The 11475-nt window shown below is 62.2% G+C and carries 11 protein-coding genes; 1 reads left to right on the top strand and 10 read right to left on the bottom strand.

Features of this window, described 5'->3' with window-relative positions; all coding sequences use genetic code 11:
* Positions 1 to 30 precede the first annotated feature (30 nt).
* The 10 genes from extS to extH all read right to left on the bottom strand — a co-directional run bounded on the left by extS (position 31) and on the right by extH (position 9902).
* Positions 31 to 846, bottom strand: coding sequence for a selenite/tellurite reduction operon c-type cytochrome lipoprotein ExtS (gene extS / locus K7R21_RS14160; protein WP_224983941.1), 816 nt, complete (start codon positions 844 to 846; stop codon positions 31 to 33).
* On the bottom strand, positions 822 to 1235 hold the full coding sequence (extQ, locus tag K7R21_RS14165) for a selenite/tellurite reduction operon b-type cytochrome membrane protein ExtQ (RefSeq protein ID WP_224983942.1): 414 nt from the start codon (positions 1233 to 1235) through the stop codon (positions 822 to 824). Before extQ ends, extS begins: the two co-directional genes overlap by 25 nt.
* Complete coding sequence (locus K7R21_RS14170; protein WP_224983943.1) at positions 1232 to 1852, bottom strand: cytochrome b N-terminal domain-containing protein; 621 nt, start codon at positions 1850 to 1852, stop codon at positions 1232 to 1234. The genes extQ and K7R21_RS14170 overlap by 4 nt, the downstream gene beginning before the upstream one ends.
* Before the next feature lie 99 nt (positions 1853 to 1951).
* On the bottom strand, positions 1952 to 2344 hold the full coding sequence (locus K7R21_RS14175) for a QcrA and Rieske domain-containing protein (protein WP_224983944.1): 393 nt from the start codon (positions 2342 to 2344) through the stop codon (positions 1952 to 1954).
* On the bottom strand, positions 2299 to 3555 hold the full coding sequence (gene extO, locus K7R21_RS14180; protein WP_224983945.1) for a selenite/tellurite reduction operon b-type cytochrome iron-sulfur cluster-binding subunit ExtO: 1257 nt from the start codon (positions 3553 to 3555) through the stop codon (positions 2299 to 2301). Before extO ends, K7R21_RS14175 begins: the two co-directional genes overlap by 46 nt.
* Positions 3509 to 5332 (bottom strand): selenite/tellurite reduction operon c-type cytochrome ExtM, encoded by a 1824-nt coding sequence (extM, locus tag K7R21_RS14185; RefSeq protein ID WP_404813673.1) that lies wholly within the window; start codon positions 5330 to 5332, stop codon positions 3509 to 3511. The genes extO and extM overlap by 47 nt, the downstream gene beginning before the upstream one ends.
* 204 nt (positions 5333 to 5536) lie before the next feature.
* Positions 5537 to 6889 carry a multiheme c-type cytochrome (seleno)protein ExtKL gene (gene extKL, locus K7R21_RS14195; protein ID WP_263630715.1) on the bottom strand — a complete coding sequence of 451 codons (1353 nt, stop codon included), beginning with the start codon at positions 6887 to 6889 and terminating at the stop codon, positions 5537 to 5539.
* A gap of 65 nt (positions 6890 to 6954) precedes the next feature.
* Positions 6955 to 7275: a selenite/tellurite reduction operon protein ExtJ gene (extJ, locus tag K7R21_RS14200; protein WP_224983949.1), complete on the bottom strand. Its 321-nt coding sequence runs from the start codon at positions 7273 to 7275 to the stop codon at positions 6955 to 6957.
* Positions 7276 to 7344: 69 nt separating this feature from the next.
* A complete protein-coding gene (gene extI / locus K7R21_RS14205) occupies positions 7345 to 8544 on the bottom strand; it encodes a selenite/tellurite reduction operon porin ExtI (protein WP_224983950.1) in 1200 nt (399 codons plus the stop codon).
* A gap of 56 nt (positions 8545 to 8600) precedes the next feature.
* On the bottom strand, positions 8601 to 9902 hold the full coding sequence (gene extH, locus K7R21_RS14210; protein WP_224983951.1) for a selenite/tellurite reduction operon rhodanese-like protein ExtH: 1302 nt from the start codon (positions 9900 to 9902) through the stop codon (positions 8601 to 8603).
* Positions 9903 to 10417: 515 nt separating this feature from the next.
* On the opposite strand from extH, the gene K7R21_RS14215 reads away from it, so the two are divergent.
* Positions 10418 to 11341, top strand: coding sequence for a LysR family transcriptional regulator (locus K7R21_RS14215; RefSeq protein WP_224983952.1), 924 nt, complete (start codon positions 10418 to 10420; stop codon positions 11339 to 11341).
* The last annotated feature ends 134 nt before the right edge of the window (positions 11342 to 11475 follow it).

Consider the following 11475-nt stretch of genomic DNA (forward strand, 5'->3'; position numbering starts at 1 on the left):
CGGGCCCGGTACTCGGCGGGGCATCTTTATTTATCGCCCCTGCCGGTCCGTCAGAATCCCCACCAGCTTTTCCAGATCTCCTTCCGGCAGGGTTACCGGCCGCATCTGGGTCTGCGCCCGGCTTTGTCTCGGGTTGTCCAGCCATTTCTTCAGGGCAGCCTGGCTCCAGGGGGTGCGCCCCTCGGCCGTCTTCGGGTAGAACTCCGACAAGAATCCGGAGAGGTTGGGGCCGATGGCGCCGTGGCCCAGCCCCCCAAGGGTACGCGTGAGCGCCCGGTGACAGGCGCCGCAGCGCTTCTCGAAGACGTTGTCCCTACGGGTGTCCCCATCCTGGAAATGCACCACCTGGGGTGATTCTTCCTTACCGCGTCCCCCCTTCGCCCTTTCCTCCCGTGCCCCCGCCAGTACCGCATTCACCAGGTCCGTTTTCTGTCGCTCGTTAAAGTGAAACTGGGGCATCAACAGCGCCGGGTTGCCGATCGCCTCAAAGATCGTCTGCGCCGTGGTCCCTGCCGGGAGCCGGTCCAGGTCCGCGGCGAGCCGGTTCCCCTTCCCCGCCAGAATGTGGCAACGCCGGCAGGCAAACTGCTCCACGAGGTCGCGCCCACGCCGCGTAGGCGCCGAGCCGGGCACAGTAAACCAGGCAAAGCGCCCCGGCACCAGGTCGTGGTGGGCGATGCGCGGCCGGTCCGAGCGCGGGTCGCCACCGTGGCAACCCACGCAGCTGCCCAGGGAACTGTAGTGCGCAGGATGGCACTTGAGGCAGGAGGGTCGCACGGCTCCCTGCACGGCCACCGGGGCCACCACGAGACCGAGCGCGATCAGAAGGGGGACACGAACTGCCAATTGGCACCTCTGCAGAACATGGCCACGAAAGTCAGCGCCAACACCAGGATGGCGATAGCGAGTGCCGCGCAGTTGACGGCCCGGCACTCGCGGGGGAACCAGCGGGCGGAGTCGGGCGTCGAGCGGGTGAGCCAGGGAAGAGCGACGAAACACGCGGCCAGCGCCAGCACCAGGTAGATGAGGTATTTGGAGTAGCTGACCAGTTCCTGGATCCAGAGCAGGAACCAGGCAGACTTGACCGGATTGGGGACGCGGGCGAGGTTCGCCTGTTCCTGCAGGGGAGCCGGGACCAGCGTGGCAAGGGCCATGAGGGTCACTACCGTCAGGGCCAGCGCGATCTTGATGAGCCGGAAGAAGTGCGGCGAACTCTTTACGTAGCCTCGTTTCATAGGTAGGGGAGCACCCCCTTGTTCTTCCTGATCCGGTAGAAGTGGAGCCCGCTCAGAAACAGAAGCGCTCCCGGGATCATCAGGATGTGCAGCACGTAGAAGCGCAGCAGAGAGGCAGGTTCACCAACGCCGTCCGGCACCAGTGTGGCGCGCAGCGCCCCGCCCAGCGGCATGATGTGCAGCAGCTCCATCCCGGTCTGGGTGGCCCAGAGGGCGAGCTGGTCCATGGGGAGGAGGTAGCCGGTGTACCCTTCGAACACCGCCAGGAAAAAGAGGGCGCAACCGACCAGCCAGTTCAACTGTCGGGGCTTTTGATAGGCGCCGGTCAGGATGACCCGCAGGGTGTGCAAGACGATCAGCACCAGGAAGAAGTGGCTCGCGAGCCGATGCAGGCTTCTCAGGTAGCGCCCACCCCAGACCGAGGACTCCAGGAGCAGGATCGACGGGTACGCCGCGGCCGGGGTCGGTTGGTAGTAGAAAAGGAGCAGCAGCCCCGTGGCGGCCAAAAGGAGCAGGCAGGTGAAGGCCAGCCCTCCAAGGCAGAGGGTGTAGGAGAGGGTGAGGTTTCGTTGCAGCACCGCCCTCGGAAAGAGATGTTTGAGGAAGTCCTCGATCAAATCAGTTGCTCCCGCTGTTTAACCTGTACCACCTGCGTTCCCTGCCTCGCCGACTTCTTCCTCCCTTGCGGAAGAGGCAGGATGAATGATTATTCGCCCCTACACATGCACGTGATAGGTCTCTCCCACCAGTTCCACTTCATAGCGCTGCAGCGCCCGGTCCGCGGGGCCCTTCAGCACCTTCCCCTCGCGGTCAAATTCGGAGCCATGGCAGGGGCAGACCAGGCCGGCGGGGGTGACGTTGACCGTGCAGCCAAGATGGGTGCAGACCAGGTCCAACGCGTAGACCCGCCCGCCCCGGTCCAGAAGTGCGATGCGTGCCTCGCGGTACACCAGGGCACCGTCGCGCGGGAGTTCCGCCTTGGCCACGGTGAGCAGCGTCCTCTTGCGTTTGCCGCGCGGGGTCAGGAACTTCCCCAGGAACCATCCCCCCGCCGCCAGCGCGATCAGGGTACCGAGGAAGGTTCGACGTGATTGACCAAGTTCTGCCATTTTTCCAGGTAGGCCCTCCGATAGGCCGTGCTCTTTCGATTCAGTTCCAGGTAGCGCCGCTCCGGGTAGAAGGAACCGTTACTGACCTGCTGCCCGGTCGCGTCCCAGAACGAGGCAAGCGTCATACCCTCGGCCTGCAACTGGTAGATCCGGTCCCCTTTGGGCTCCCGCAAGAAACGACGCGGGTTGTCGTGGCACCCCTCGCACATCACCGTGCCCCGGCGCACCGTGTGTGGAAAAAACGCCTTCCACCGCGCCGCCAGGAGCCGGTTTTCGTCCCAGATCGCCCGATCGTTCCTCACGTCGGTGAAGTAGGCGATGAACTCCGGTCTTATCGGGCTCACCATGCCCCTCCCGTTCAACCCGAGCGGCGGTGCGTCCTGGCGCCGCAGGTAAGCGCTTTTCAGGTACTCCTCGGCGCCCTGGTCCCGCCGCAGCCCGTACAGATCCTGCGAGGGACTGTTGGTGAAGCGCAGGAAGAAGGTGCCGTACTCCTGCGCGGCCCAGGCCGAGTGGCAGGCCCAGCATTCCATCTTCTCCAGGTGCGCCGCGATGCGGTGCTCCGGCACGCTTCGCTTCGGTTCGTGGCAATCCCGACAACCCTTGGCCGACTTGCGCCCGGCGACGAGACTCGCCATGGAATGGCAGTCGCCGCAGACAAGTCCTGCCTCCGCGTGCAGGTCCGGGGTCATCTTCAGGTATGCCTCGCCATAGGCCACCTCGCCGCGCTGGTAGCGCATGCTGTCCTCGCGCGGCGCCATCCCGTAGTAGTCGGTCCCGACGAAGTACCCCTTGTGGCAGGCGAAGCAGTCGCGGTCGCGCGGTTTGCCGATGTCGTGCCCCTTGGCGGCATGACAGTCGTTGCACCCCTTCAGGTGGCAGGCGCCGCAGTTCTTGGTGAAAAAGCCCCGGTCAGCCTGGCCATAGCTCGCCGCTACGAATTCGACTTCCCCCCGTCGGCTCCCCATCGCCTGATTGAAAAGCGCGGCGTACCCCTTATGACAGCCGACGCAGCCGGCAGCGCCGCTCTCGCGGGAGGCGGGGTTGGCGAGGGTTTTAGTCTCGTCCAGGTGGCAGGAGAGACAGGGCAGCCCCCGGTGTACCCCCTTGACCACCTTCTTGTGGCAGACGGTGCAGTTCTCCCCGGCCAGCGCCAGCGCTGCGCTAAGGAGCAGGCATAAGGCGACGATGCAACGCATCATTGAGCGCACGATGGTCCAGCTCCTTTCGATATATAGGGTCGCCCGCCTTATCGTGGCAGACCAGGCAGAGGTTGACCGCCAAGGCGCGCCGCACCTCGGCTGCGTTGAGGGGACGGGAGTGCTCGCGGGTGATGGCGGAGTAGGCTCGTACCTTACCCTCTTGCAGTGTCAGAAAGCCATCCAGCGGCTTGTCCGCCGACTGTTCGCAGATCATAGTCCCCTCGATGTTCCTGCCGGAGACCACGTGCTGTCCGAAACCGAGGAACGCCGGGTTGCCGTGGCACTCGCCGCAACCGATCGCCTTCTTCCCGGTGTTGTGCGAATAAAAGGGTGCAAAGCGAAGCTGTTGTTTCCCCTTGAAGCGCGCCACGTACTCGTTTTTGGAAAGGCTCCCGTCCGGCTCCACCACGCTCACGAAGGTCTGGCACCCGGGTGTCACCGTGGAGATCCTGCCGCGCTGGTTCAGGGCCAGCGGGAAGGGATAGAGCATCCGGTAATCCTCCTTCTCACTGAAGCGCCCCGGGGTCGGCACCCCCTTGACGTAATCCATGGCGGACCGGGTCTTGTCGTAGCTGGTGTGGCAGCCGTAGCACTGGACCACGGTGCGGCTGTGGCAGGAATAGCATTCCATGCGACCGTGGCCGACCACGGTGTGCTCCGGGGTCCCGGTGATAACCCGGCTCTTGAACAGCCTGCCGCTGCGCTTGCCCAGCACCCAGACCGCGCCGTCCTTGTAGAAGACGTTGGAGTAGGCGCGCCCCTTGGCGGTGAGGATCATTTTCATCCCCTGCCGCATCTGCATCCGGTACCCCTGTGACTCGCGGAGCGCCTCGTCGCTTTCGCTGGCGATCTCGCGGTAGCGGGGAGGCTTGGCACCGCCGTGGCAGTCCTCGCAGGCGATCTCGGTCTGCAGGTACATGTTGCGGTGCGAGTAGCCGTCCCCCATCAGGTCGCGCGAGGTGTGGCAGTCGATGCAATCCATCCCGGCGGCGAAGTGGACGTCCGGGGCGATGCGGGTCAGGTTCCTGTTGCCACTGGCAAGCTGGGGGCCCGGCAATCCGAAGCGGGTCGGCACCAGCGAGTTGTTGCCGTCGTTCAGTCCCTGGTAGGAGTAGGCGATGCGCCCGCTTCTGTTGTGGCAACGGGAGCAAACCTCGTTGCCCGGGAGCCGCTCCATGGCGTGGCTCGCCGCGTACGTCCCGCGCCCCCGCACGGTGGCGTCCCCCCCACGGTAGACGGCGCGGTCGTTGTAGGGGAAATGGCAGGCGGCGCATCCCGAGGCGTGGCTCGCGCCGTAGACCTCCCCGCTCTCCCGTGCCACGTGGCACTGGGAGCAGAACTTACGGTACAGCTCCCCGGAAACGTGGTCGAGTTCCGCCACCGGCTTGAGCCGCAGCGGTTTGCCGGCGGGATCGTAGACCTCGCCGGCGCGGCTGGCGTACTCCCCCTCTTCCGGCCCTTCCCAGGTGAGCCGGATGTTTCGGATCATCCCGGTCGTCGTGTACATCAGGTTCGACTTAACCCGGTCCAGCTGGTACTGGTGGCAGGAGCCGCAGCTTTTGTCCCAGTGTTCCGGCGCGGAGGGGTTGCTGCGTCCCAGCATGCCACGGTGGGCGACCTGCTTCTCGGTGGCCTTACCGTCGCCGCCGTGGCAGGCGACACAGTCGCGGTGCGTTGCCGAGGCGTGTTCGATGCCGGCGTGACAGGCGAGGCAGCCCCCTCCCGCCGCGCTCTTGCCGTTGCAGCCGGCGAGCGCCAGGACGGGCACCACGGAAAGGAGCAACATGCGGCGGAGGATACCGCCTGCGCTTACCGCTTTTGTTTTCATGCTCCCAGTCGCTTTCATGTCACCCGTTGCTTCTTCCCCTGGACTCCCGCGCATTATAGCGACATTAAGACCATTCTCCAAAACCTTTCATGAGCCGTACACAAAAAAAGCCGGCATCACGGAGGATGCCGGCCATCACAAACCAGGAACCATCTCTTTATGTTACTTGCCGCTCTGACTGATGCTCACCCTCTTGGTGAACTCCTTCCAGACGAAAGGATCGCTGTTGGGAGTGCCGAAGGGGAGATACGTCAGCTTCACTTCCACGTCGAGGTCGTACGCGGCCGGCTTCTCGACCGTCTTGCCGTTCACTTCCACCTCTTCCAGCGGGTAGAAGATCTCGAAGCGCTCCTTCACGAGCTTGCCCGGGGGAAGCCCGGTGTCCTCGATCAGGCCGCTCTTCTCGTAGGGGCCGCGCCCCATCCGGTCACCGCGGCCCAGCTGCTGCGGGACCGGCATGTAAATTTTCTCCTGGTTGAACACTTCCTTGCCGTCTTTGGTCTTTCCGATTACCGACAGAACCAGTCGGTTGGGGGTCGGTCAGCCGTCGGGGATTGAATGTCCCGCCTTGTTCAGCATCTCGACCTTGACCACCGCCCTGGGCCTGATCTTGGCACCGTCGCGCCAGTAGTACCCGAAGGCCTCCGCCTTGAACTCGACCGCCTTGTCGCTCATGGCCGCATCGCGATAGGCCTGGATGTTGTGGCCGAGCTTGGAGTTCTTCATGTGGCAGTCCTGGCAGTTCTCCTGGCCGACCTCGGCTTTGTAGACCCAGAGGTAGCTGCCGTAGGACGTGCAGCACTGGGTCGGCTCGTCGAGCTCCAGGTTCGGCCCCAGGCCGTGGCACTGGCCGCACTGGATGGCCTGGTCCATGATCGGGCTCTTGGCCATCTTGGGGAACTTGTCCGAAGGATGGTCGCCGTCCTTGGAACCGTAGACTACCCCCGCCTTGGGATAGCCGTCCTGCCACTTGTGGGTGATGGCATTCCTGTTGTGACAGACCAGGCAGTTGATGGAGACGCTCTTCAGCTTCTCCTCCAGCTTCTTGGCCCCCTCCTTGTCTTTCTTGGCGCGAGCCTCCTTCCAGCCATACAGGGTGGTCACCAGCTCCTGGGCCACCGAGTCTTCGGCGTCGGCCAGCTGCGGCAGGTGGCACTTGGCACACCCCATCAGGTGCTCGACCTTAACGTCCTTGGGACTCTTCACCCCCGAATACGGCTCTTCCATCAGGCCGTTCTCGATGGTGGTCATGATGGTCATCGCGGTGCGCGCCGTTCCAAAGAGGGAGCGCGAGTGGATCGACTTGGAGGCTTGGTCATGCTGCTCCTGGTGGCATTCCACGCAGGAACTCGAGTCGTACATCTTGGCCAGCTCGGCGAGCGTCTTCGCCTTGCCCGATTTGGCCGCGATGGTATCCTGCCAGCCGATGCCGGCTTTTCCCGCAAAAGAGGGTGCCGTCAGCACCCCCAAAAGAAGGGCGGCGGCTAGGCCACCCCGCACAATAGTCAGGTTCATGGGTACTCCCGTTCAGCCTGTGATTTGCCGGTGCGTGCGCCCGCCGTGGCGGGCCGCACTTTTCGTTAGCAACCCTGCAGTTCGTCCCCTTCGCACTCCGTGATCGACACCGGGGAGTCCACTTTCATCTTCTCCGCCTTAGCCTTCCCGAACTTCAGGGTAACCTCGTTCCCCTGCACGGCGACCACCTTGGGAGAGCCGCCGGCGGCCGAGACAGAGGCGCCTTTTTTCACGAATGCCGGGGGAGCCCCCTCCAGGGTCACCGTGACCTGCTCGCCATCCACCTTGGTTACCTTGCCCTTGGCAGGTCCCGCCGCGAAGGCCATGGCCGCCACGCTCAGCACGGCCAGTGTCGCTGCTGCTATTCTCATCGCTTTTGCTAACATCGCTTTTCCTCCTTTAAGCCGAGGGGGACTGGCACCTGGCGGAGCCAGTCCCCCCTTGGTTGTCAGTGGTTAGAAGATTACCTGGAGCTGGGTCACGTAGGTCATGAAGTCCTCGGTTCCGTCGGCCGTGGTGCCGCTGCCGTTCTGGAAGCCGGTGGAGTTGGCCTCGAAGGTGAGCTTCAGGTTCTGGTCGCGCAGGTAGTAGTTCATGCCGCCGCCGGTCCAGAAAATGCGCTGGTTGTAGATGCCGTTCAGGTTCGCGAACTTCCAGTTCTCGTGGCGCACGAAGAGCTGCAGCGGGATGTTGGGGAGCATGTAGCCGGCTTTCACGTAGTAGCCGTTCTTCTCCCCGTTGATGCCGACCACGTTGGGGTCAGGATTGTCGCCCAGGTAGGCATGGTCGAGGTCGATCTTTTCATAAGCACCGGAAACGGTGAAGGTTCCCACCGCCTCGACCGGGTACTCCACGAAGCCGTCAAAGGTCCAGGCCTTGTAATCCTTCTTGCCGGTCCTGGCAACGGTGTCGGCATAGGCAATCTCAGGCTCGAATTGGTAGGCGGCGCCGAAGGTAGCGACCTTCTTCTTGCCCAAGTAGGTCCCCTTGTAGCCATAGTCGTTTTCCGGGTCGAGCAGGGTCACATGGGCACGCGCCGAGTAGCGGAAGTTCGAGGCTGGCGCGGTTTCGCCGGAAACGGCTTTGCGTCCTTCCATTGCGTCGACGCGGTACTGGAACATGTCGTTGAAGAGGTTACCCCAGACGGCGACCCCGGTGTCGCGGGTGGTCACGTAGGGGGCGCGGATGAAGAGCGAGCGGTCCAGGGTGAGCGGCATCTCGCACGCTTCCAGGTTTTCGCGGGAGAGGTTGTACTTGAATTTGCCCACGTTGACCCGGAAGGCGTTGTCGATCTTGAAGCGAACCACCGCGTCCAGAAGCTGGAAGTTGGAGCCCTGGTTCTCGCTGGAGACATCCAGGGGGGTCAGGTTCTGGTCGTCGGTGTACTCGGTCTGCACGTACAGGGACATCATGTCGCCGTACTTGCCCATCAGGGCGAGGCGGTTACGGCGGAAGTTGAAGTTGGCCGTGGTGTCCTCGTTGTTGTCCCCCGAGCCGATATCCCGGAAGGTCATCTGGAACTGCCCCTTGTAGTCCAGCTGCAGGGCACCCTCGTCGTTGGGGCCGAAGGTCATCTTGGGCCCCGCGTATGCGGTCCCGCTAGCCAGCACCAGCCCGAGCAGGGCCGTACAGACGGTCTTGTTTATCTTGATCATGGTCGTCTACTCCCTATGTGGTCGTTTGATGTGCTCGAATCTGCCGGTGGTTTTGCTTAGCAGCCGCCTCCGCCGCCGCTAGTGCCGCTGCCGCCGCTGGTGCTTATGGGGCTGTGATAGGCCGCATCGGAGTCCTCGATCTGGTTGCCGGTTGCAAAGGTAGGCTCTGGGCTCAACATCCTGGAAAGGTAGGGTACGATGGTGCGCCCGGCGTTGACGTTGTAGGTGCGCGAATCGGTCAGGGCGGTGGTATCCCAGATCGAACCGACGACGAGTTGGCCTCCGGCGTTGAGGGTAGTGCCGACCTTGTCGGAGCTGGCCATGAGCCCCCACTGCCCCCACGAACCGTCGTACCAGACCGCTTTCATGGTGCCGGCGGAGGTCTCGTTGTAGTAGGCGTAGCCGTCGACGGCGAAGAAGAGGACCGAGGCGATGTTACCGGCGCGGCAGAGGGTGTAGATCGATGTGCGGCCGGCGGGAATCGCCAGCGCCGTCTTGACGTCGTCGACAGATTTGAATTTGCCAGCTGTGTGCAGCAGGGTGTGCGCCTTGTTGCGCCCGCCGTGGACGGCACCTTCGAAGACGACGTACTTGGTCGTGTCAATCAGGTCAGTGGTGGGACCTGCTGGAACGTCCGTGCTCCTGCCATCGATGAAATCGTTGGTGGTGGTACCAGCGCCGACGGCGGCGATCATATCCGAGAGCGAGGCCCTAAGGTCAGCACGGACGCGGTTGACACCGTTAGGGGTGACCACGTAGCTAGACCTGGCAATGGTGGGCTTGTCGAAGACCAGCGGCAGCCCGGCGGCTTTCCAGGCTTTGTTGCCGCCGTTGAGTACCTTGAGCCTTTCCTTGGGGAAACCCCAGTAACGGAACACGGTGTAGCCCCTGGTCAGGTTCCAGGGCGACGCGCTCTCGGCCTCGGAGGTGGTGAAAACGATTGTGGTGTTGGCATCGATGCCGGCGCGCTGGATAAGCGTGTCCATGGTGGTCCCGTCGGGAACCATCGAGCCGGTGTACATCGGCCCCTCCACGCGGGTCTGCGCGAGTTCGGTATTGAGCCCGACGCTCTGGGAGCCGGCGATGTGGCCGAGATCGTAGTTGGTCACCGTCCCATCGACCTGGAGTACCACTACGCGGTCATAGCCGCCAGCCTTGTTTAACTTACCCTCGGTGATCCACTGGTTCAGTTCCGCGGGTTCGATCAGTGCGGTCGTGGTTTTGGTCGTGGTAATTCCGCTGGCCGGGCTGTCATAGCTAGTACCACCGCAGCCCCAGATGCTGAGGGCCGCAACGGCCACGAGGCCGAGCAGCGTGAACAGCAATAGCCTGCTCTTTTGCATCATCTTTTCCGACATACAACCTCCTTTGGATTGGGTAAATAGTGGCGTCCAACAGGGTTTACGTTTTCACTCCTCCTTTCCATTCGATTAGCATTGTCAAAGTAAAATTGCCGACAAAGTTAAAATATTTTCGTTTTGGGTCAAGAATGTTGGTTTGAAGACTAACGAAACAAGAAGATGAACAGTAGCAACGTGTAACACAGGCAGGCGGAGCACCCGCCACCGCACAGCTCCATATAAACAGTGGATCTACCGTCTTTTTATGTCAAAAGCAGGCACGTCGCCTCTCTTGCAGCGGCGTTGTTGCTTCTTCGCAGGATGGGGTGAACTACTCAAACGAAACTTTTTCATAGGACCATGCACAACAGGCATAGTAATTAATAGTATTTAAAGCTCCCACACTGACAGTCAGCGTATTTCATCAAATTGGCTGTTGCAATCTATATAAGTTTTTTGCAATATGCACAAACGACATATTCTCACACCGGCTATGCTTGTTTCGCATAGCTGACGCCACCGGGTGACCTGACATGGATTTCACGAATCTGAAAACCCTGGTAGTTTCAGTCGAATGCGGCAGCTTTTCCAAGGCTGCCGAGATCCTCTGCGTCACCCAGTCCGCCGTCTCCCGCCGAATCAAGATCCTCGAGGATCATTACGGCCAACTCCTCTTGGACCGCTCTGGGCTCGCACTGAAACCGACCGCCGCCGGGCACCTGCTGATCGAGAAGGCACGCCAGGTCCTGAAGGTGGAGCAGGAATTTCTCTACGACCTGCAGCTGCTGGCGCGCAAGCGCAAGATCTCCTTCTGCTGCACCGCTCCCTTTGGCATCTCCTACCTCCCCGACATCTTCACGCGATTCATGTCCCGCAACTCCGAAACCAGTGAACTGAGCTTCGTCTTCGACATGCCCGAAGGGGCGCTCAAGGGGCTCAAGGAAAAGCTATACGACCTGGTACTGATCGAATTTTGCGAGGACCTTAACCTCGATGAGTTCGCGGTCTACCCACTGCCTGACGACGATATGGTGTTCGTGAGCAGGCCCGGCTTCGGCATCGACGCCAAGGTGGTCGACGTCGAGACCATGCTCGGCCAGCGCCTGTACTGCAAAAAATCAGGTTGCTGCGCCCGGCGCTTCCTGGAAAAGAGCATGCACAGCATCGGCCGGGACGCCGCCGAGTTCCGCAACACTGTCTACTTCGACGACATTCCCTTCATCATCAAGGCGGTCCAAGCTGGAGAAGGGGTCACCTTCATCTCCCGCAGCCTAGTTGCAGCGCACCTGGCCGACGGTTCGCTGGTCAGCCACCACGTTGAGGGATTCGCACCGTCGAGGCCGCGGCGCCTGGTCCTGGAGAAGAACCGCAGCCTCGACCCGACACTGTTCGACCTGATCGAGGAGATCTTCCACAGGTTCTCGCTCACACCGCCCCACGAACTGGCGCCGCGCTGAATCCCTCCGGGACAGGCCGATTCGTCTGCCCCCCCTCGCTTGCCCGCCTGATCCCGCACGATCCTCTCTCAGCTTGGCTCAGTCCCGAAAATTCCCTCGTGATCCCGCTGCCCCTCATGCCACTCTTCCCATCC

Origin of the sequence: Geomonas agri, assembly GCF_020179605.1 — a bacterium.
In the GTDB taxonomy this organism is placed as follows: Bacteria; Desulfobacterota; Desulfuromonadia; order Geobacterales; family Geobacteraceae; genus Geomonas; species Geomonas agri.